The sequence below is a fragment of the Stenotrophomonas sp. Pemsol genome, from assembly GCF_003586545.1.
Taxonomy (GTDB): Bacteria; Pseudomonadota; Gammaproteobacteria; order Xanthomonadales; family Xanthomonadaceae; genus Stenotrophomonas; species Stenotrophomonas sepilia.
Window position 1 is genome coordinate 1,721,797 of sequence record NZ_CP025780.1, and the last position, 21,212, is coordinate 1,743,008.

Annotated in this window: 20 protein-coding genes; 8 read left to right on the forward strand and 12 right to left on the reverse strand. The window is 65.6% G+C overall.

Annotation, left to right across the window (positions count from 1 at the left end; all coding sequences use genetic code 11):
- Window positions 1–96: 96 nt before the first annotated feature.
- From PEM_RS07980 to PEM_RS08005, 6 genes are all read right to left on the reverse strand, one after another.
- A complete protein-coding gene (locus PEM_RS07980) occupies window positions 97–312 on the reverse strand; it encodes a hypothetical protein (protein ID WP_111127709.1) in 216 nt (71 codons plus the stop codon).
- A 98-nt stretch (window positions 313–410) separates the two neighbouring features.
- A complete protein-coding gene (locus PEM_RS07985) occupies window positions 411–1,601 on the reverse strand; it encodes a methyl-accepting chemotaxis protein (protein ID WP_005416472.1) in 1,191 nt (396 codons plus the stop codon).
- A 216-nt stretch (window positions 1,602–1,817) separates the two neighbouring features.
- On the reverse strand, window positions 1,818–2,432 hold the full coding sequence (gene hflD / locus PEM_RS07990) for a high frequency lysogenization protein HflD (RefSeq protein ID WP_005416473.1): 615 nt from the start codon (window positions 2,430–2,432) through the stop codon (window positions 1,818–1,820).
- The gene (mnmA, locus tag PEM_RS07995) at window positions 2,429–3,571 is read right to left on the reverse strand and encodes a tRNA 2-thiouridine(34) synthase MnmA (RefSeq protein WP_005416474.1); all 1,143 of its coding nucleotides are present in this window, start codon (window positions 3,569–3,571) and stop codon (window positions 2,429–2,431) included. The genes hflD and mnmA overlap by 4 nt, the downstream gene beginning before the upstream one ends.
- Window positions 3,568–4,029, reverse strand: coding sequence for an NUDIX hydrolase (locus tag PEM_RS08000; RefSeq protein ID WP_005416475.1), 462 nt, complete (start codon window positions 4,027–4,029; stop codon window positions 3,568–3,570). Before PEM_RS08000 ends, mnmA begins: the two co-directional genes overlap by 4 nt.
- Before the next feature lies 1 nt (window position 4,030).
- Window positions 4,031–4,504, reverse strand: coding sequence for a hypothetical protein (locus PEM_RS08005; RefSeq protein WP_005416476.1), 474 nt, complete (start codon window positions 4,502–4,504; stop codon window positions 4,031–4,033).
- Window positions 4,505–4,616: 112 nt separating this feature from the next.
- Here PEM_RS08005 and clpS point away from each other — a divergent pair, with 112 nt between their 5' ends.
- Complete coding sequence (gene clpS, locus PEM_RS08010) at window positions 4,617–4,943, forward strand: ATP-dependent Clp protease adapter ClpS (RefSeq protein ID WP_005416477.1); 327 nt, start codon at window positions 4,617–4,619, stop codon at window positions 4,941–4,943.
- Between the two features lie 104 nt (window positions 4,944–5,047).
- On the opposite strand, the gene PEM_RS08015 is transcribed toward clpS, so the two are convergent.
- Window positions 5,048–5,860, reverse strand: a complete 813-nt coding sequence (locus PEM_RS08015; protein ID WP_111127707.1) for an APH(6) family putative aminoglycoside O-phosphotransferase — start codon at window positions 5,858–5,860, stop codon at window positions 5,048–5,050.
- A gap of 138 nt (window positions 5,861–5,998) precedes the next feature.
- Here PEM_RS08015 and clpA point away from each other — a divergent pair, with 138 nt between their 5' ends.
- Entirely contained in the window at window positions 5,999–8,284 is a 2,286-nt protein-coding gene (clpA, locus tag PEM_RS08020; RefSeq protein ID WP_005416479.1) for an ATP-dependent Clp protease ATP-binding subunit ClpA, read from the forward strand.
- Between the two features lie 72 nt (window positions 8,285–8,356).
- On the opposite strand, the gene PEM_RS08025 is transcribed toward clpA, so the two are convergent.
- The 3 genes from PEM_RS08025 to aat all read right to left on the reverse strand — a co-directional run bounded on the left by PEM_RS08025 (window position 8,357) and on the right by aat (window position 9,985).
- Entirely contained in the window at window positions 8,357–8,737 is a 381-nt protein-coding gene (locus tag PEM_RS08025) for a hypothetical protein (protein WP_119706087.1), read from the reverse strand.
- A 202-nt stretch (window positions 8,738–8,939) separates the two neighbouring features.
- The gene (infA, locus tag PEM_RS08030; RefSeq protein WP_005409596.1) at window positions 8,940–9,158 is read right to left on the reverse strand and encodes a translation initiation factor IF-1; all 219 of its coding nucleotides are present in this window, start codon (window positions 9,156–9,158) and stop codon (window positions 8,940–8,942) included.
- A gap of 86 nt (window positions 9,159–9,244) precedes the next feature.
- Window positions 9,245–9,985, reverse strand: a complete 741-nt coding sequence (aat, locus tag PEM_RS08035) for a leucyl/phenylalanyl-tRNA--protein transferase (RefSeq protein WP_111127765.1) — start codon at window positions 9,983–9,985, stop codon at window positions 9,245–9,247.
- A 72-nt stretch (window positions 9,986–10,057) separates the two neighbouring features.
- On the opposite strand from aat, the gene PEM_RS08040 reads away from it, so the two are divergent.
- From PEM_RS08040 to PEM_RS08050, 3 genes are all read left to right on the forward strand, one after another.
- The gene (locus PEM_RS08040) at window positions 10,058–11,326 is read left to right on the forward strand and encodes a hypothetical protein (protein ID WP_111127704.1); all 1,269 of its coding nucleotides are present in this window, start codon (window positions 10,058–10,060) and stop codon (window positions 11,324–11,326) included.
- A 105-nt stretch (window positions 11,327–11,431) separates the two neighbouring features.
- Window positions 11,432–12,709, forward strand: a complete 1,278-nt coding sequence (locus tag PEM_RS08045; protein ID WP_240431597.1) for a hypothetical protein — start codon at window positions 11,432–11,434, stop codon at window positions 12,707–12,709.
- A gap of 231 nt (window positions 12,710–12,940) precedes the next feature.
- Window positions 12,941–13,579, forward strand: coding sequence for a hypothetical protein (locus tag PEM_RS08050; RefSeq protein ID WP_111127703.1), 639 nt, complete (start codon window positions 12,941–12,943; stop codon window positions 13,577–13,579).
- 18 nt (window positions 13,580–13,597) lie between these two features.
- On the opposite strand, the gene PEM_RS08055 is transcribed toward PEM_RS08050, so the two are convergent.
- Complete coding sequence (locus PEM_RS08055; RefSeq protein WP_095378003.1) at window positions 13,598–14,743, reverse strand: GNAT family N-acetyltransferase; 1,146 nt, start codon at window positions 14,741–14,743, stop codon at window positions 13,598–13,600.
- A gap of 102 nt (window positions 14,744–14,845) precedes the next feature.
- The gene (gene trxB, locus PEM_RS08060; RefSeq protein WP_005416486.1) at window positions 14,846–15,817 is read right to left on the reverse strand and encodes a thioredoxin-disulfide reductase; all 972 of its coding nucleotides are present in this window, start codon (window positions 15,815–15,817) and stop codon (window positions 14,846–14,848) included.
- A gap of 233 nt (window positions 15,818–16,050) precedes the next feature.
- Between trxB and PEM_RS08065 the strand changes: the two genes are divergently transcribed.
- From PEM_RS08065 to lolA, 3 genes are all read left to right on the forward strand, one after another.
- Window positions 16,051–18,411, forward strand: a complete 2,361-nt coding sequence (locus PEM_RS08065) for a DNA translocase FtsK (RefSeq protein ID WP_005416487.1) — start codon at window positions 16,051–16,053, stop codon at window positions 18,409–18,411.
- A 39-nt stretch (window positions 18,412–18,450) separates the two neighbouring features.
- Complete coding sequence (locus PEM_RS08070; RefSeq protein WP_111127701.1) at window positions 18,451–20,394, forward strand: DUF3857 domain-containing protein; 1,944 nt, start codon at window positions 18,451–18,453, stop codon at window positions 20,392–20,394.
- 111 nt (window positions 20,395–20,505) lie between these two features.
- Window positions 20,506–21,144 carry an outer membrane lipoprotein chaperone LolA gene (gene lolA / locus PEM_RS08075; protein ID WP_111127699.1) on the forward strand — a complete coding sequence of 213 codons (639 nt, stop codon included), beginning with the start codon at window positions 20,506–20,508 and terminating at the stop codon, window positions 21,142–21,144.
- Window positions 21,145–21,212: the final 68 nt, after the last annotated feature.

Consider the following 21,212-nt stretch of genomic DNA (forward strand, 5'->3'; position numbering starts at 1 on the left):
ATCAATATGCCCGGAGCCGATGACCCGGGCCATGCAACAAGTCCGAAAGATCGGAAGGTGCAGGGTCGTCCAGATGCATCCACGCATGGCGTGGATCTACTTCAGCGCATCCCCATCCAGCCCGAGATCCCACGCCAGTCCCAGCAGCGCCTCATCCGCTCGCGACGTGCCAGGCCGCGCATCCGCCAGTTGCTGCAGCTCGCGGATCTCCTCGCGTGCCACCTCTTCCAGCTGCTGCAGCTGCTCACGCACGCTCGCGTTGCGCGGGCGCTCGGTGTCGGTGAGGGCGGGCAGGGCGCGGATCAGGGTCATGGTGCGCGTACAGGATGCATCCAGCGGCGGGTTACAGGCAAAGGCCCCGGACGAACCGGGGCCTTGCGGGCTGCCGGCGAGGGCAGCGGACATCAGGATCAGAACAGCTCTACCGTGCCGGCACCCATGCTCTGCTGGGCAACCGGCTTGTGCGGCGGGCGTTCCCATTCGCTGCGCAGTTCGCGCAGGCGGTTGCCGGTGCGCTGCAGGGCCGTGGCGATCTCTTCGTCGAACACGCCGCCATTGCGGTGCAGCAGTTCCTGCAGGGCCACCGCTTCACGGTTGATCGCGGTCAGGCGGTCCAGGTGGGTGTGCACGCCGCCCAGCGCCTGGGTGGCGATGTCTTCGAACTGCAGGGCGCGCACGGCTTCGGCCACGCTGCCATCGATCGCACGTGCGCACTCGGAGACTTCGCGCATGCCGTCGCCGAGCGAGGCATTGATCTGCGCGACATTGTCGAGCATTGCCGCCGCTTCCTGGCGTGCTTCGCGGGAGCGGTCCATGTCACGCGAGGCCATGTGCGAGACCGTCTCGCGCACCTTGGCGATGGCGTCCTTGGAGCTGTGCGCCAGCTTGCGGATCTGCTCGTTGAAGGTGGTCGAGCGCTCGGACAGGTTGCGCACTTCGTCGGCGACCACCGCGAAGCCTCGGCCGGCTTCACCGGCACGCGCGGCTTCGATGGCGGCGTTCAGCGCCAGCAGGTTGGTCTGGTCGGCGATCGACTTGACGTCTTCCAGCAGCGCGAAGATGCCATCCAGGTGCTGTGCCATCTGGTCGATGTGCTGCACGGTGGTGCTGCTCTGGCCGCTCACCTGTTCCAGCGCTTCCACCAGCTGTTCCATGCGGTGGCTGGCGTGCTGGGCGAAACGGGCAACGTCGAGGCCGGCATTGCCTTCATCGCCGGCGCGGTCGACGATGCGCGACAGCGCCTGGCTCTGCTGGCGCGACTTGCGGTTCATCGCATCGAAGCTGCCGCCCAGGCTGGAGACCGCCTGGCGGATAAGGTCGCGGGCGCGTTCCACTTCACCACGCGAACCGTCGATTTCGTTGCCGACGAAGTTGCGCAGTTCGGTCAGCAGCTGGTCCTGCTCACGCAGGACACGGGCATGTTCCGGGGAACGATGCGCCTGGGCGCGGGTGGTCCACCACGCAAAGCCGAGCCAGCTCAGCGTCATCGTGGTCAGGATCGCCCAGCGCAGGGCGGCCGGCCATTCGAAACCGATGGCGAAGGGGAGCAGCAGGGTCAGAGCCAGGGGGGCGGCCAGACGGATGAAAATGCGTGAGTACATGGACGTTCTCGGGAGGTGCACGGAGGATGTATCGGCCGTACCCCCTTTCTCTTTAACGTCGATGTGCTTGGAAGTGCATTCTGAATGCGCCGGTTTTCCGGCGCTTGGCGGCTTCGGGGTCTGAGCCCTTTCCGTGCCGGAAAGGGATCCGACCCCTGGGTAGGCAGCGGCGGGGTCGGATCCCTTTTCATGGAAAAGGGCTCTGACCCCAGACCCTTACGCCAGCTGCCGGTCCACGGCCTCGATCATCGCCTTGCGGCCGAACAGGAAGTCCCAGTAGCTGCCGCCCAGCTGGCGCCACAGCACTGCCGAGCGCACCGCGGCCAACAGCAGGGCACGGATCTCGGCCACCACGCCGGCCTGGCCCAGGTAGTGCGGGTTGCCCTGCACCATCACCCGCGGCTTGAGGTGGCTGATGGTGTCCGCGTACAGGCTTCCCAGGCTGGCCAGCACATCCGGGTGGCCGCTGTCGCCCAGTTCGGTGGCCTGGCGCTGGGCACGCTCGATGCCCGAAGCAACCTTGTTCACGGTGGCGCCATCCTGAACAAAGCGGCGCTCCAGCTGCAGCACCGACAGCGCCAGTTTCGGCAGGATCGGATCCTGGCCCTGGTTGCGGAAATAGTTGTGCAGCAGGCGCAGCCCGGCCTTCAGTGCATGGCGGTCACCGAACACCGCCTGCGGCGAGGACGCATCGACACGGAACACGCTGTCCACGGCGGTGCGCACGGCGGCGGCGTCGGAATGGCCGGTATCGGCGATGCGGCGTACCTGCTGCAGGGCCTGGGCAATGCCGGCCAAGGCCAGGACGCGGTCGTCGACAGTGAAACTCATGCAGCGATTACCTCAAAAGGGGAGGGGGTGGTGCGCAGGCGCTGTTCCAGCGGCGCATCGGTGGCGGCGATCACCGCGCCACCCAGGCACACATCACCGTCATACAGCACCAGCGATTGACCGGGGGTAACGGCACGCTGCGGGCGCGCGAAGGTGACCAGCACGCTGCCATCGTCCAGCACGTCGACCGTACACGGCTCATCGGGCTGGCGGTAGCGGGTCTGGGCGGTGCATTCGAAGCGTCGCGCGGGTGGCGAGCCCGAGATCCAATGCGCCGGCTCCGATCGCAGGCGCTCGGACAGCATCCATGGGCTGTCGCGGTCCTGGTCGACGTACAGCACGTTGCTGGCCACATCCTTGCCGACCACGTACCACGGTGCGGCCGGGCGGCCGCGTACGCCGCCGATGTTCAGGCCCTCGCGCTGGCCCAGGGTGAAATAGAACACGCCCGGATGTTCGGCGATCACGCTGCCGTCGGCCGGGTCAAGGATCTGGCCGGGCCTGGCCGGCAGGTAGCGGCCGAGGAATTCGCGGAAATCCCGCTCGCCGATGAAGCAGATGCCGGTGGAGTCTTTCTTGGCGTGGGTCGGCAGGCCGACGTCGCGCGCAATCCGTCGCAGGTCGGTCTTCTCCAGGTCGCCGATCGGGAACAGGGTGGCCGCCAGCTGCTCCTGGCCCAGCTGGTGCAGGAAGTAGCTCTGGTCCTTGGAGCGGTCGGCACCGCGCAGCAGCAGCCACTGGTGGCCGCGCTGGGTCACCCGTGCGTAGTGGCCGGTGGCGATGCGCTCGGCGCCCAGCTCGCGGGCGGCGTCCAGGAAATGCTTGAACTTCACCTCGCGGTTGCACAGCACGTCCGGGTTCGGCGTGCGGCCAGCGGCGTATTCGGCCAGGAAGTGCTCGAACACGCCCTGCCAGTACTCGCTGGAAAAGTCCCGGAAGTGGAACGGGATACCGAGCAGGCCGCATACGGCGACCGCATCGCGGCGGTCATCCTCGGCACGGCAGTCACCGCTGCCGTCGTCGGCCCAGTTCTGCATGAACAGGCCGGCCACTGCCTCGCCCTGCTGGACCAGGCGCCAGGCGGCGACCGAAGAGTCGACACCACCAGAGACGCCCACCATCACGCGCGGCGTGCTCATGCGACCTCCCGGACCAGCGAAAGCGGATGGCGCTGGCCACCCAGGTAATCCGCCACCACCTGCCAGACCAGCGGGCTGCGCTGGCGCTCACCGGCGGCCTGCAGCTCGGCCGGGGTCAGCCACAGCGCGCGGTCGATGCCGGTGTCCAGCGGTTGGGCCGGGTCGTGCGAGACCGGGTGTGCTGCGTAGCAGAAGCGCAGGAAGGCGGTGCCGTCGCCGGCAGTCCACTGGTAGCAGCCGATGAAATGGGTCAGCTGCACGGTCCAGCCGGTTTCCTCCCGGGTCTCGCGCAGGGCTGCCTCGGCCAGGCTTTCGCCTGGCTCGAGGTGGCCGGCCGGCTGGTTCAGCACCTGGCGGCCTTCAATGGTCTCTTCGACCAGCAGCACGCGGCCGCCGTCAACCACTACCGTGGCGACGGTGGCGTGCGGTGCCCAGCGCGGGTCCGGCGTGGTGTTCAACTCAGAACTCGTCCTTCTTGGTCAGCTCCAGCTCCATCGCGTCGGCGGTGCGGATGGCCGCATCGATGGCGTCGCTGAGCTGGTCCGGGGTGGCATCGGCGTCGATCTTGACCACGAACATGGCGGTGGTGTCCTGCTTTACCCAGCCCCCCATCTTGGCGTCCTGCGAATCCTCCAGCAGGCGGTTGGCCACGGCCACCGGGAACTGCTTGGTCTTGGCGTTGTAGGCCGGCGACCAGATCTCACGGATGTTGTGGCTGCCGAAATCCTCCACCGCCGAGCGCACGTAGACCATCTGGGTGCGGTCACCCTCGACGTCGAACACCATGCGGTAGTCGCCATCCTCGTCGACTTCGTAGGTATAGCCCAGCTTGTCCAGATGGCGGGCCACGGACTTGTCGGCGCTGGTTGCGGCAGTGGCAGAGCCGGCAGCGGCCAGCGCGATCAGCAGGGCGGGAAGAAGGGTCCTTTTCATGAAGATCCTGTGAAACAGTGTTGGGAGAGGGTGCAATTGTGACGGTGGGCGTGCGTGCCGTCCAATCTGCGGCGGGCCGACGCAGGCCTGCCCGAGCCCCTATAATGGATGGATGCCCCATGAGTCCTCCCCCGATTCCCAGCACGAGCACGGCGTTGCCGTAGAGCCCGCGCGCCCGGAAGTGGCGCCGCCGCCGTTCTACCAGGTGATGCTGCTCAACGACGACTACACCCCGATGGATTTCGTGGTGGATGTGCTGCAGCAGTTCTTCAGCATGGACCTGGACAAGGCCACCCAGGTGATGCTGCACGTTCATACCCGCGGCCGCGGCGTCTGCGGTGTCTTCACCCGCGAAGTGGCCGAGACCAAGGTTGCCCAGGTCAACGAGTACTCGCGGATGAACCAGCATCCGCTGCTGTGCACGATGGAAAAGGCCTGACCGGCCCCGACCTGTAGAGCCGAGCCGATGCTCGGCTGCTGTTCACCCAGGCATCCAGATCTCTGCCAGCAGCAGCCGAGCGCAGGCTCGGCTCTACAGCTGGATCAGGCCTCCGCCAGCGCCTCCAGCGCCATCCGCGCCACCGCCTCGTCCACGTCGGCCGGGTCGCCGTCATCCCTGAACCACACTGCCGACAGCGCCATGCTGGCCGCGATCCAGCGCAGCAGGCGCGTGCGCTCCAGGCCGGCCAGTGCGCTGACCTGTTCCAGCCGGGCAGCAAACCGCTCCGGCCGCGTGGCCACGTGGATGCCCGGGCCACAGAGATCCGGATTGCTGAACATCGTCGTGTAGTCGTACGCACGGTCGCCCAGCAACCGCTTCGGGTCGATCGCCAGCCAGCCGCGCTCGCCGAAATCGAGCACGTTGTCGTGGTGCAGGTCGCCATGCAGGGGCCGGACCTCGCGCTCTTCCTGCAGCAACCCCTCCGCCAGTGATCTGCACTGTTCCAGCAGTGGCGGCAGCGCAGCCCTTGGCTGCAGCAGATCGGCGAACCATGTACGCAGGCAGACCAGTTCCGCTGGCGGCGCGCTCCGTGGCCGGTGCAGCCGTTGCAGGACCTGGCACAGGATCGTGGTGCAGGCCTCATCGTCGCCCTCGATCGAGCGTTGCCGCAGCGAGTCGCCGCCGGCACGCTCGATCAGGATCGCCGGCCCGGCGTGGGCCAGCAGGCGGGCAGCGCCATCGCCGTCCCACCAGCGCAGCAGGCGATGGCTGTTCTGCTCCTCCGCTTCGCTGCTGATCTTCAGCATCGCCGGCTCGCCGGCAGCGGTCAGCACCGGCCAGAGCCGGGCATGGGGCGTTTCGATGGCCGGGCCATCACGCCGCAATCGCCAGCGGCTCAGGTAGGGTTCGCTCATGCCGGTTGAGGTCTTCTGGAGTGAACGAAGATCAAGCGTTCTGCAGTGCTAACGCCATCTGAACGCAGCAATCCGCTAGGGTGATGGAAATCGCGTAGTCAGGCCGCATATTGTTCACATCTGCCGCCGGAGTAATCCATGTTCAGCAAAGACCTCGAACACACCATCGGCCAGTGCTACAAGCGCGCCCGTGAGGCCCGGCATGAGTTCATGACGGTCGAACACCTGCTGTTGGCACTGCTCGACAACCCGTCCGCCCAGGCCGTCCTGAAAGCCTGTGGTGCCGACGCCGAACGCCTGCGCCAGGAGCTGGAGCAGGCCATCGAGGCCTCAGTGTCGCGCCTGGCCGAAGATGACGGTCGCGATACCCAGCCGACCCTGGGCTTCCAGCGCGTGCTGCAGCGGGCCGTGTACCACGTGCAGTCCTCGGGCAAGAAGGAGGTCACCGGCGCCAACGTGCTGGTCGCCATCTTCGGCGAGAAGGACTCCCACGCCGTCTACTACCTCAACCAGCAGGATGTGACCCGGCTGGATGTGGTCAATTACCTGTCCCACGGCATCGCCAAGCTGGGCGAGGAAGGCGAGCAGCCGTCCTCCTCCTCCGACGGCGAGGGCCGCATGGAAGGCGGGGAGGGTGAGCCGAAGGGTGATGCCCTGACCGAGTTCGCCAGCAACCTCAACGAACAGGCCCGGTCCGGCCGCATCGATCCCCTGGTCGGTCGTGGTGACGAGATCGAGCGCACCATCCAGGTCCTGTGCCGTCGCCGCAAGAACAACCCGCTGTACGTGGGCGAGGCCGGCGTGGGCAAGACCGCCATCGCCGAGGGCCTGGCGCGCCGCATCGTCGAGGGCTCGGTGCCCGACGTGCTTGCCGACGCGGTGATCTATTCGCTCGACCTGGGCGCGCTGGTGGCCGGCACCAAGTACCGTGGCGACTTCGAGAAGCGCCTGAAGGGTGTGTTGACCGCGCTGAAGAAGGTGCCCAACGCAGTGCTGTTCATCGACGAGATCCACACCATCATCGGCGCCGGCTCGGCGTCGGGCGGCACCATGGATGCGTCCAACCTGATCAAGCCGGCCCTGGCCTCCGGGGAGCTGCGCTGCATCGGTTCGACCACTTTCCAGGAATACCGCGGCATCTTCGAGAAGGACCGGGCACTGGCCCGCCGCTTCCAGAAGATCGACATCGTGGAGCCTACCGTGGGCGAGACCTACGAGATCCTGCAGGGCCTGAAGTCCAAGTACGAGCTGCACCACAGCGTGACCTATTCGGATGAAGCGCTGCAGGCGGCGGTGGACCTGTCGGTGAAGCACATCGGCGACCGCCTGCTGCCAGACAAGGCCATCGATGTGATCGACGAGGCCGGTGCCCGCCAGCGCCTGCTGCCGGAAGGGCAGCGCAAGGAACTGATCGACGTCGAGGAAGTGGAGGCGATCGTGGCCAAGATGGCGCGGATCCCGACCAAGCAGGTCAGTGCCACCGACAAGGACGTGCTGCAGCACCTGGAGCGCAACCTGAAGATGGTGATCTTCGGACAGGACCCGGCCATCGAGACGCTGTCCTCGGCAATCAAGCTGGCCCGTTCGGGCCTGGGCAATCCGGAAAAGCCGATCGGCAACTTCCTGTTCGCCGGCCCGACCGGTGTCGGCAAGACCGAGGTGACCAAGCAGCTGGCGCTGCAGCTGGGCATCGAGCTGGTCCGCTTCGACATGTCCGAATACATGGAGCCGCATTCGATCAGCCGCCTGATCGGTGCCCCTCCAGGCTACGTCGGCTTCGATCAGGGCGGCCTGCTGACCGAGAAGATCGTCAAGACGCCGCACTGCGTGCTGCTGCTGGACGAAATCGAGAAGGCGCACCCGGACATCTTCAACATCCTGTTGCAGGTGATGGATCGCGGCGTGCTGACCGATACCAACGGTCGCGAGGCCAACTTCAAGAACGTGGTGCTGGTGATGACCACCAATGCAGGTGCGGCGCAGGCCTCGCGGCGCTCGATCGGCTTCACCAAGCAGGACCATGCCACCGATGCGATGGAGACCATCCGGCGCAGCTTCACCCCGGAATTCCGCAACCGCCTCGACGCGGTGGTGCAGTTCCAGGCGCTGGGCTTCGAGCACATCCTGCGCGTGGTCGACAAGTTCCTGATCGAGCTGGAGATGCTGCTGCAGGACAAGCACGTCAGCCTGTCGGCCACGCCGACCGCGCGCGACTGGCTGGCCCACCACGGCTTCGACCCGCTGATGGGTGCGCGTCCGATGGCCCGGGTGATCCAGGACAGGATCAAGCGTCCGCTGGCCGACGAGCTGCTGTTCGGCAAGCTGGTCAACGGCGGTAAGGTGAGCATCGATGTGCGCGACGACGAGCTGGTGGTCGAAACCCAGGCCGAACCGGAGCGCCTGCTGCCGGCGACTGTGGAGTGAGCTGACACCGGGCCTGGCCCGGTGGACCTGAAACAACAAGGGCGGCTTCGGCCGCCCTTGTCATGTGCGCCGTCAGCGGCTGCGCTGGCGGGCTTTCTTCTTGAAGGTTGCCTCGTCGACTGGCTCGATCTGCGACACGATGCAGCGACTGGAATCGGTGAGCAGCTGGCTGCGGCCGGCAGAGCACAGCAGACCCTGCTGGCCGTCCGTGGCGAAGCTCAGTTTCCGCGAGTAGCCTGCCGCCGAGCAGTCGTCCTGGAAATGCACGACGTAGTGGCCCTGGCCATTGCGCAGAAGGATGTTGCGCGAGGCGCCGGCGCGCACCAGTTGCTGGTCGCTGCCCAGCTGGACGCAGTCACTGGAGGTGGAAAGAGTGTCGGCGGCGTGCACGGGCGCTGCGCTGGCGGGCACGGCAAGGGCGACGAGCAGAGCGGTCAGCGGGAGCATGTTCATGGCAGGGCAGGGGGGGGCGGTCCGGACTGGACCGGGTCCCACGATGCCGCTACGGATGCAGATGCGAATCTGCCGCAAGCAGGGCTGACCGACGTCACGGTGAGTTCGGTCACGATGACCTCCGGCAGGGCCGGATTGCAGGCATGACAAAAGGCCAGCAACCAGGGCTGGCCTTGTCGAAGTGGCGCACCGCGCCGACCGCTTACTTCATGCGGTAGGTGATACGACCCTTGGTCAGGTCGTACGGGGTCATTTCAACCTTGACCCGGTCACCGGTGAGGATGCGGATGTAGTTCTTGCGCATGCGGCCGGAGATGTGGGCGATGATTTCGTGCCCATTTTCCAGACGAACGCGGAAAGTGGTGTTCGGCAGCGTCTCGCTGACGGTGCCCTCGAACTCGATGGAATCGTCTTTCGACATGTAGTCCTGTGCGGTTCAGAAAACGGCCACGCTGGGCCTAAGGCGCGGTATTTTACGCGTGACCGGCCCAGCTTGCAAAGTTTGTGTTAACCGCCGGCCAAATGCCGGGCTGGCAAGCGTCCGACGGCCTGTGTCCACGAGCCTTCACGGCCGTCATGGCGCACGGCCTGGCGCACGTGCTGCAGGAATTCCGCGCGCGGCAGGTGTTCGGCGCCCATCCGCAGCAGGTGCGGATTTTCCACCTGGGCGTCGATCAGCTCCCAGCCCCAGCCGTGAATCGTGGACGCCAGTGCCGCCAGCGCGATCTTGGAACCACCGCTGGCGCCACTGAACATGCTCTCGCCGAAGAACATCGACCCGATGGCCACCCCGTAGATGCCGCCGACCAGCGACTGACGGTCCCAGACTTCGAAGGAATGGGCGAAGCCGAGGTCGTGCAACTGGCTGTAGGCCTCGACCATGGCCGGGCTGATCCAGGTGCCGTCCTGGCCGGGCCGAGGTGCCGCCGCACAGGCGCGCATCACCTGGCTGAAGGCGGTGTCGGCGGTGACCTCCCACGTGCTGCCGCGCAGCTGGCGGCGGAAGCGGCTGGACAGGTGCACGCCGTCGGTGCGGAACACCATGCGCGGATCAGGCGACCACCACAGGATTGGCTCGCCCTCGCTGAACCACGGGAAGATGCCGCCGGCATAGGCGTTGAGCAGTCGCACCGGATGCAGGTCGCCGCCCACCGCGAGCAGGCCATCGGGCTGGCGCAGTGCGGTCTCGGCCGGAGGGAAGGGAGCGTCCGGCGCATCGGCCAGGCGCCAGGGCAGCTGGCGGGTCATGCCGTCATTGTATTCGTCGTGGCGGTCGCTGATGTCTGGCACCATCAGCGTCCAACGGCAAGGAGCCCACGCATGAGTGACGCGATCACCGCCATCCTCGATGTGCACGATATCCCGCGCACGCGCAACGACAGCCAGGGCATGCTGCTGGCGCTGGCCACTGAACAGCCCGGCCAGCTCGGTGCGCTGATGCTGCTGGCCCTTGCCCGGCGTTCACCCAGCTCGGCCTTTCTCGACATGGCGCTGGATCTGCTGCCCGATGAAGCGATTGTGCCGGTCTGTGCCGAGGCCTGGCGCCGCTATCGGGATGGCGAGCGCGGCGAACTGCTGGCCAGCGTGATCGAATTCACCAGCTACCAGGCGCCGCAGGTGCTGCAGGACGACTGGGAGGCCTTGCTGGCGCTGGCCACCGAAGACGAGCTGCAGCTGGCTTCGCAGGTATGGCAGGGCCTGCCCTCCGTCATTGCCGTGCAGTGGGCGCAGATTCTGGCTGAGGCCGACGACGATCGCGAGATGGCGCGGGCCAGGGCGCTGCTGCTGGCGGCGCAGCCCGAGCGCTATGCCGTTGCCCGCGGCTACCTCGCTGACTGGGGCGCGCTGGATGCTGAGGTCTGGGCGCACTGGGCCGGCGTCGCCGACGGACCGCAGCCGCGGCGCCTGCATGGGGAGCGGCCGCTGCACATCCGCTTCGGCCGCGAGCAGCATCGCGCGCAGCAGGCGGACGAACCGAGCTGGCGCAAGCGCATCTGGCGCCTGCACCCGACCTGGAATGGCGGGCAGGTACAGTACGCCGGGCAGATGGGAGGGCCGCTGGAATCGTTGTGTGGCAGCTGCCATGCACCGCTGCAGCGCCTGCTGCGAACCGACGCTGCCGCGCTGCAGCCGGGCGCGGCGGGTGAGATCACGCTGGGCCTGTGCCTGGACTGCTGCGGCTGGGAAGATCCGCCCGTGCGTTTCTATCGCCACGATGCCAGCGGCCTGCCCAGCTGCCACCCCAGCCAGCGTCTGGAGGTGCCGGCGACGCCGACCGACAGCGGTGACCTCATGCAGGCCGAGGTCGGCCTGGTCGCCATGGACACCATGCGGTGGGAGCAGCAGGACTGGGGCCAGTCAAACCACCGGCAGAACCTGTCGCGCGTGGGCGGCGCACCGAGCTGGGTGCAGAGTGCCTGGTATCCGGCGTGCATCGATTGCGGTGAGGAGATGCCCTTCGTGATGCAGCTGGATTCGACGCTGCCGACCACCGGTGGAGGCGCGCTGCTATGGGGCAGTGGCGGCATGCTCTACACGTTCTGGTGTGCGAAGTGCCGGGTGAGCGGGCACTTCTGGCAGTGCACCTGACGGCCCCGGTTGTCGGAAGGCTTCCTTATTTTTTGAGATTTGTTGCATTTCCGTGGAGTGCATTGCCAGTCACCCTCTTGGTTTACATGCCCTGAGCTAACCGCCATGACCCGTGTCGTTGCCATGCGAGAGCTGCTTGAAATGGCCCGAATGCCGGAAGGCTCAGATGGAGCCTTGGTTGCGATGCTGGATCTCTATGAGCGTGATCCTGCCGCCCTCTCGACACTGCTCATCCTGGCGATGAAGTTTCAGGCGGAGAAGAGCGGGATGCTAATGGCTGCGGCGGAGTTGCTGCCGGATGACAGCGCCGCAGAGGTGTGCCGATTTGCCTGGGGCGAGTTCAAGAGCGGTAGCCGCCATTGGCTGGCGGCCAGGATCGCGGCGCAGGCGGCCTATCGTCTCCCCGGATTGCTTCATGATGACTGGGATGCCGTCCTTCGCCTGTCGGCACACGAGCCAATAGAAGGCCCATTCTGGCGGGAGCTGCCGATTGAGGTCGGTCGGAGATGGATCCAGGAGGCAAGAGGGCCGTCGTCGTCTGATGCTGGCTTGCCCGGATTGCCGCTTGAAATGAGTGGGGTAGTGGAGTTCCAGGACGCCGTGCGTGACCCATCTGGTTCACGGGATGAACCTTGGGCGACAATCGGTAGGGAGGGATTGTCTGGCCTTGAGCTGGGCTCGGGACGCGCATTGCATGGAGAGCGTGGTCTCCACCTGCGTTTCAGTGCGCGACTTCAGCGCTTGCAACTGGCGGAAGCCACAAAGGTCGAGCGTCGCCTCCAGCGCTTTCATCCCACCTGGAAGGGTGGGAGTGCGAAGGCAACGGCGCATGTGGGTGGCCGCCTGGAAGGGAGATGCGGAATATGCGGCTCACCGCTGCAGCGTTTGCTGGAACTGGAGCTGGCATTGATCGGCCCGTGCACCCTCTCGAAGGTGACGCTCGGCATATGCCTGGACTGTCCCGACAATGGAGAGTCCGGTTGGTGCCACGGAGATCCCGTGTATTTCCGCCACGATTCGCAGGGCTTTCCCAACGCCCATGAATCGCAGGTATTCGATCCGCGGACATGTCCTGAAACGTCCACCACCCTGATGGAGGCGGAGGTCGATCTGGTCGAGCTTGCGGGTCGGTTCTGGCAACCGCCGAGTTATGTGGGTGGCTTGCAGAATTACAGCCGAGTGGGCGGATTGCCATCCTGGATCCAGAGCGGCTTTTATCTGTCCTGTCCCGATTGTTGCCGCACGATGTTCTTTGTCATGCAGCTTGATTCCCACATTCCATTGGACGATGACTCCCTGATGCAGTGGATGAATGGAGGCATGCTCTACACGTTCTGGTGCGACCAGTGCAGGATCAGTGGGCACTACAGCCAGTACAGCTGAACCAGTCGAGCAGGTTCGATGCTACGGGAGAAATACCAGTAAGCCGCCGATGTCGGCTGCGCACGATCGTAGGCAGGCAGCTGCGGGGCTGCGCTGGCCGATTGGGCCCAATTTCAGGGCGCGCTGTTCTGGCTTGGCCAATTCTGGTGCTGGAAGATATGCAAGAAATCCTATTGAAGAAGTGAGAGGTGTTCGTCAGGCTGAGGGTTACATCCAGTCCCAGGTTGTTTGATGAAGTTCTTTGCAATGTCTCACGTCAAGGAGCCGGGCTGTCCCGGGTACGTGGAAGCCTTCATCGTTGATAAGGGACACCCGCACCTCTGCGATCACTACTATGCCGACCATGCGAACTGCAAACGTCCCTTATGGCATAGGAGAAGGGAGGGGGAATACGCCCCAGTCTTTCAGCCTGGAATGATCGCGGTGAACTGGGATCCTCGGTGGAGGTTTGACATCTGTAGCGCTAGTAATGGTGCGTACTTTGCGAGTGATCAATTCATGGAGATCACTCGCAACGCAGGGGCAGGAGTCGTCGATCAGTCGCCTCTTACGGTGCGATCGAAGCGCGGTGTTGACTTGGTGCAGTTCGGCTACAACGCTGTGATCTTCAAGGAGCTTGACGTTCTTGACGTTGCGGCAGCTGAGTCACTTCTAGTTCGGGACAGGACGTACGGCCACATCCATCGAGTGAAGAAACTTGTCGTCAGGGAGGGCTTTGTCGAGCCTATTTTTCGATTCAAGGGGATGTCGGGGAGCAGTCATACATTGATCTGCTCTGAGGAGTTTCGACAGGCTGCAGGTGAAGGGCTCAAGGGTGTGGAGTTCATCGACATCGATGGTGCCATCTGGCCGCATATCAAAATCATCTAGGCGCGCGCCACCCTTGAGTTACAAGCGGGCAGTGCCTTGTGAGGTCTCTCCTCGGAACGGTCCATGCCCCTGCAACGCCTGCTGGTACCGCCGCACATCGCGCCGCTCCTGCCGGCACCACTCCTGCAACGCCTCGGCGAAATCCGCGTCGGCCACCCAGTGCCGGCTGCGTACCAGCGTCGGCAGGAAGCCTCGCGCCAGTTTGTGCTCGCCCTGTGCGCCCGGCTCGAAACGGCTCAGCCCTTCGCGCAGGCAGTATTCGATGCCCTGGTAGTAGCAGGCTTCGAAATGCAGGCCGGGCAATGTGGCGCCACCCCAGTAGCGACCGTACAGCGTGTCACCACCGCGCAGGCAAAGTGCGCCGGCGATTGGCTGGCCTTCCTGCTCGGCCAGGAACAGCACCAGCCCACGACCCAATGAAATGGCCAGATGGCGCAGGAAAGCCTCGGTCAGCGCCGGGGCATTGCCGTACTCAAGGAAGGTCTGCAGGTAGAAGCGATACATCGCCTGCAGGTCGGCGCGGCTGGCCTCGTCGCCATGCACCACGCGGAACGTGATGCCCTGGCGGGTGACCTTGGTCCGTTCCTGGCGGATGTTCTTGCGGTGCTTGTGGTTCATCGCGCCGAGGAACTGGTCGAATGTCGCCCAGTCACCCGGGTTCTGCCACTGGAACTGCACGTCCTCGCGCAGCAGCCAGTCATCGCCGAACAGCGCCTCGTCCGCTGCGGTGTGGAAATTGATATGGGCCGATGACACCTCCAGTGCTGGCAGTGCATCACGCAACACCGAAAGCAACGCGGTGCGATCTGAATCGTGACGGGCCAGCAGGCGCGGCCCGGTGACCGGCGAGTACGGCACCGCGCCCAGCCACTTCGGGTAGTAGTCGCGGCCATGGCGGGCATAGGCGTTGGCCCAGGCATGGTCGAACACGAATTCGCCGTGGGAGTTGGTCTTCAGGTAGCCCGGAATGGCGCCGATCAGGCGCTCGCCCTCCCACAGCGTGAAGTGCCGGGGCTGCCAGCCCCAGTCCTCGCGCAGGCAGCCGTGCTGTTCAAGCCCGGAAAGGAAGGCATGGCTGACGAAGGGGTTGCGGCCGTCGTGCAGGGCATCCCAGTCGGTCGCGGCGATGGACTGCAGGGAGTCGAGAAAGCGGGGGGAAGGCATGGGGGAAGGATAGGGCAGATGAAACAGAAAGGCCGACGCACTGGCGTCGGCCTATCATCCGGAGTCGGGTGTGGCTCGACCCTGCAGGAGCGGGTCAGCCTCTCAGCTGGCCTTGCCCTGCGCGTCCAGGTAGCGCTCGGCGTCCAGTGCGGCCATGCAGCCGAAGCCGGCCGAGGTGATCGCCTGGCGGTAGTGCTGGTCGGCTACGTCGCCGGCGGCGAACACGCCTTCCACCGAGGTCTGGGTGGCGTTGCCGCCCAGGCCCGAGCGGATTTCCAGGTAGCCGTTGTTCATCGCCAGCTGGCCGTCGAACAAGGTCGTGTTCGGATGGTGGCCGATGGCCACGAAGAAACCGTGTGCGTCGATGTCGCGGGTGCTGCCGTCCAGGGTGGACTTCACGCGAACGCCGGTCACGCCGGCATCGTTGCCCAGCACTTCCTCCACCTGGTGGTGCCAGACGGTCTCGATCTTGCCTTCGGCGACCTTCCTGAACAGCTTGTCCTGCATGATCTTCTCCGCCTTCAGGGTGTCGCGGCGGTGGACCAGGTAGACCTTGCGGGCGATGTTGGACAGGTACAGCGCCTCTTCCACGGCGGTGTTGCCGCCACCGACCACGACCACGTCCTGGTCGCGGTAGAAGAAGCCGTCACAGGTGGCGCAGGCGGAGACGCCGCGGCCCTTGAAGGTCTCTTCGGTCGGGATGCCCAGGTATTTGGCGGTGGCGCCAGTGGCGATGATCAGCGCGTCGCAGGTGTACTCGTGACTGTCGCCGATCAGCTTGAACGGGCGCTGCGACAGGTCGGCGGTGTGGATATGGTCGAAGATGACCTCGGTCTCGAAGCGCTCGGCGTGCGCCTGCATGCGCGCCATCAGGTCCGGGCCCATCAGGCCGTGGGCGTCACCCGGCCAGTTGTCCACCTCGGTGGTGGTCATCAGCTGGCCACCCTGCTGCAGGCCGGTGATGACGACCGGCTTCAGGTTGGCACGGGCGGCGTAGACGGCGGCGGTCCAACCGGCCGGGCCGGAACCGAGGATGACGAGGCGCTGGTGGCGGGAGGGCAGGCTGGTGCTCATGTAAACTCGCGAAAAGGTAGATGGGACAAGGCGCTGGCGATGTTTGCGCAGCATCCATGGCTGCTCATAGAGTGGCGGCTGGGGCAGGGTGATTCAAGCCGATGAACAGAACGCCGTCATCCAGCGGTGGTTCCGGGCCTCGGATTGCCTTGCCCGACGTCGCATAACTGAAAACTGACGCCGTCTCATTTATTATCAATCACTAACAGCGCATTCCAAAGGTATGGTCTAAGGTGGCGAAGCAGGTCCCTGAACGCTCCAAGTCGGACGACAGCAAGGCGTCACGTCGCACGGCCGCGGCGGCGACGACCGACAATCCACGCCGCCAGCGCCTCTGGCGCGATCTGGGCCTGATCGCCATCGCGCCGGCCCTGCTGTACCTGGCGGCCAGTCTGTTCACCTATTCAGCCACGGATCCGGGCTGGTCGCATACCGGCAGCGTGGTCGCGCCGGTGCATAACCTCGGCGGCCGCGCCGGGGCCTGGATTGCCGACGTGCTGCTGCAGCTGTTCGGCTACATCGCTTTCCTGTTGCCGGTGGTGCTCGGCGCACTGGCGTGGATCGCCATGTTCGGCCTCAAGCGCGAGAGCAAGGGCGAGAACGATCTGGACCCGGCGCTGCGCCTGGTCGGTCTGGTCGGTTTCCTGATCGCCGGCACGGGCTTCCTGCACGTGCGCCTGTTCAGTGGCGATGTCGCCAGTGCCGGCGGCATTCTCGGCAAGCTGGTGGGCAATTCGCTCACGGTGGGCTTCGGTGCGCTGGGCGCGAACCTGTTCGTGCTGGTATTGCTGCTGGCCTCGATCACCCTGGCCACCGGGCTGTCCTGGTTCACGGTGATGGAGAAGATCGGCCGTGGCGTAATGTCGCTGGCACCGCTGCTGGAGCGCAAGAAGGAAGAAGTCAGCGAGTGGAAGCAGACCCGGGTGATGCGCGAGGAGCGCCAGGAAGTGCGCAAGGCCGACGCCGAGGTGCGCGCCAAGCGCGAGCCGGTAAAGATCGAACCGCGCCCTGAGCCGGTGATCGAGAAGAGTGATCGCGCCAAGCGCGATACCCAGATTCCGATGTTCCGTGGCGTCAACGGCGATGGTTCCGACCTGCCGCCGCTGGCGCTGCTGGATGATCCCAAGCCGCAGCCGAAGGGCTACGACGAAGAAACGCTGGAAACGCTGTCGCGGCAGATCGAGTTCAAGCTGAAGGACTTCCGCATCGATGCGCAGGTGGTCGGCGCCAACCCAGGCCCGGTCATCACCCGCTTCGAGATCGAGCCGGCACCGGGCATCAAGGTCAGCCAGATCAGTTCGCTGGACAAGGACATCGCGCGCGGCCTGTCGGTGAAGTCGGTGCGCGTGGTCGACGTCATCCCGGGCAAGTCGGTGATCGGCCTGGAAATTCCCAACGTCACCCGCGAGATGATCTTCCTGTCCGAGCTGCTGCGCTCGAAGGAATATGACAAATCGGCCAGCGTGCTGACCCTGGCGCTGGGCAAGGACATCGCCGGCCGCCCGACCGTGGCCGACCTGGCGCGCATGCCGCACCTGCTGGTGGCCGGTACGACCGGTTCGGGCAAGTCGGTGGCGGTCAACGCGATGGTGTTGAGCCTGCTGTTCAAGGCGTCGCCGAAAGACCTGCGGATGCTGATGATCGACCCGAAGATGCTCGAGCTGAGCGTCTATCAAGGCATTCCGCACCTGCTGGCGCCGGTGGTTACCGACATGAAGGAGGCCGCCAACGGCCTGCGCTGGTGCGTGGCCGAGATGGAGCGCCGCTACAAGCTGATGAGCGCGGTGGGTGTGCGCAACCTGGCTGGCTTCAACAAGAAGGTGAAGGAAGCCCAGGACGCCGGCCAGCCGCTGATGGATCCGCTGTTCAAGCCGAACCCGGAGCTGGGCGAGGCGCCGCGTCCGCTGGAAACGCTGCCGTTCATCGTCATCTTCATCGACGAATTCGCCGACATGATGATGATCGTCGGCAAGAAGGTGGAAGAGCTGATCGCGCGCCTGGCACAGAAGGCGCGTGCGGCTGGCATCCACCTGATCCTGGCCACGCAGCGCCCGTCGGTCGATGTGATCACCGGCCTGATCAAGGCCAACATCCCGACCCGCATCGCCTTCCAGGTCAGCTCCAAGATCGACTCGCGCACCATTCTCGACCAGTCTGGCGCGGAGACCCTGCTGGGCCACGGCGACATGCTGTACCTGCCGCCGGGTACTGCGCTGCCCGAGCGCGTGCATGGTGCGTTCGTGTCCGACGACGAAGTACATCGCGTGGTCGAGCACCTCAAGGCGATGGGCCCGGCCGACTATGTCGACGGCGTGCTGGACGAAGTGCAGACGATGGGCGACGGCGTGGTCGTCGGCGCCACTGGCCTGCCCGAGACCAGTGCGGCCGGCGACGAGTCCGACCCGCTGTATGACGAAGCGCTGCGGGTGGTCACCGAGACCCGCCGTGCCTCGATTTCCGGCGTGCAGCGCCGGCTGAAGATCGGCTACAACCGTGCAGCGCGACTGATCGAGGCCATGGAAGCGGCCGGCGTGGTCAGCCCGCCCGAGCACAACGGCGACCGCACGGTGCTGGCACCGCCGCCGCCGAAGTAAGACCCGACGTATCCCCCACGACGTCCAAGGAACCGACGCATGCTTCACCCCGTACCAAGCGCGTTGGCGCTGGCGCTGGCTGCCCTGATGGCTGCCGGCCCGGCACTGGCAGAAACCGCCACCTCCGCGCCCGCCACGGCGCCGCCTTCCACCAGCGGCGATACCGAAGCCAGCAATAATTTCAGCATTGTCCGTTACCGCGCCGACTACCAGGTGCGGCCCGATGCGGGCAATGTGCAGACCGAAACCTACGAAGTCCTGCTCAAGACCAAGGCCTCGGTCGAGCAGTTCAGCCAGGTGCGGCTGAGCTACAGCGAGAAGATGGAAACGCTGGAGGTGCTTGGCGCCTACACCATCACCGCCGACGGCCAGCGCCGCGACGTGCCGGCCGACCGCATCTACACCCAGGAAAGCTACTCCAGCGCCTCGGCGGCGATGTATGCCGACCGCAAGGTGCGGGTGATCGTGTTCCCGAACCTGGCCCCGGGCACGCGCCTGTACTACCAGGTACGTCGCACCCAGGCTACGCCGTACTTCCCGGGCTATTTCGGCCTGTGGGAGACCTTCAACGTCTTCACCGAGTACGAGGACGCCGAGGTCACCCTGAGTGCGCCGGCCAACCTGCCGATGTTCGTCGACAGCCGCGGCGTGCAGGGCAGTGACCGGCCGACAGTGAAGAATGGCCAGGCGCAATGGCGCTGGCGCTACCAGCGCCGCGAGGCGATGCCGGCGCAGAACTGGTCGGCGGCGGGCTGGGAGTTCGGCCCGAACATCATGGCCAGCACGTATCGTGACTGGTCGCAGATGGGGCGCGCCTACCAGCTCAAGGCGGGCCCGGCGGCCCAGGTGACCCCGGCGCTGCAGGCGCTCGCTGATGAGATCACCGCCGGCATCAGCGACCGCCGCGAACAGGCTGATGCGCTGTATCGCTGGGTCGCGCAGAACATCCGCTATGTGGCGGTGTACCTGGGCAACGGCGGCCTGGAGCCGAACAGCGCGCAGAGCATCCTCGACAATCACTATGGTGACTGCAAGGACCACGTGACGATCCTCGAGGCGCTGCTGGCGGCCAAGGGTATCGCCAGCTCGCCGGTGCTGATCGGTGCGGGGGGCGGCCCGACGCTGCCGAAGATTCCGGTGCTGGGCCGCTTCAACCACGCCATCACCTATATCCCCGAGTTTGATCTTTACCTGGATTCGACCACCGCGTGGGCACGCTTCGGGCAGCTGCCGGAAGGTGACCTGGGTGCGCCGGTGATGCGTACCCGGGACGCTACGCTGGCGCGTACCCCGGCCAATACGCCGGAGCGCAATGCGACGTCGATGGAAGTGCGTTTTACGTTTGATGCCAACGGCAACCTGCGCGGCGAAACGATTCCGAAGCTGGGCGAGAACGCCGAGATCGGCATGCGCGCGCAGTTCTCACAGCTCAACGCGCAGAACCGTGCGCGCGCTGAGGAGCAGATCATGGCCGCCTCAGGTTTCGATGGGCGAGGGCAGCTGCAGATCCAGGGCGTACCGGTCGACCTGACCCGGCCGTTCGGCTACCGCATGGCCTTCCAGGCCGAGGACTACGCCGACTTCAGCGTGGCCGGCGGCATGGCCGTGCCGGACCCGCCGGGTGGCGAGTCGGTGCGTGGCTTGTACGCCACCGCCTCGGCGCCGGCCAACGAGACGCCGTTCTACTGCAATGCCAGCCTGCGCGAGGAAACCTATCGCCTGCAGTTCCCGGCCAATGCGCCGATCATCGCCATTCCGGCCAGCCAGCGCTTTACCAATGCCGCTGGCGAATACCGGGTGGACTGGAGCCGCGAGGGCCAGGAGGTGATCGTGCACCACCGCTTGCAGCAGAACGCGGTGCGTGGGCCGGAGGCGCTGTGCCAGCCGCAGGACTATCCGGCGTTCCGCGCGCTGTACCGCGAAGTGCGTCGCGGCTTCCGCGGCCAGGTGCTGTACGGCAAGCTGCCGGCATCTGGCGGCTGAATCGCCGATGGACGTTCAGGGCGGCATAATGTCGCCCTGATCGCCCATTCATCTTCTCCCGGGCACACTGGCAACCACCTTTCCTGGCGCCCGCGCCCACAGGATTTCCGCATGAACTTCCGCTTCCGCCATTTCCTTGCCACGACTACCCTGGCCGTCGCCTGTGCCGCTGCCGGCAGTGCCTGGGCCGGTGCCCGCGATGACCTGAAGACCTTCACCAGTGGCCTGAAGGGCCTGGATGGCCAGTTCAGCCAGCAGGTGTTCGACAGCCGCGGCAAGGTGAAGGAATCGACCAGTGGCCGGGTGGCCCTGTCGGCGCCGCGCCTGTTCCGCTGGGAATACGTGCGCCCGCACGAACAGCTGATCGTGGCCGACGGTAAAAAAGTCTGGATGTACGAGCCGGACCTGGAGCAGGTCACCGTGCGCGAGCAGGGCAAGGAAGAGCAGAACAGCCCGCTGACTGCGCTGATCAACCCGGCGCTGCTGGAACAGCAGTACGACGTCAGTGAAGAGGCTGCGCAGCGTGATGGCCTGCAATGGCTGTCGCTGTCGCCGAAGCGCGAGACCGAAGCCAGCTTCCAGTACGCCGCGCTGGGCTTCAATGCCCAGGGCCTGGCCAAGATGGAGATCACCGACGCGGTCGGACAGCGCACCGTGATCAGCTTCAGTGGCTGGAAGCGCAATCCGGGCTTCGCCGCCGGCACCTTCAGCTTCACCCCGCCGAAGGGCACGGACGTCATCGGTAATTGATCGAGGATGCCGGGCATGACCCGGCGCTACCTGCTCCGGTGGGTGTCAATCGTTGGTTGGCACGCTTG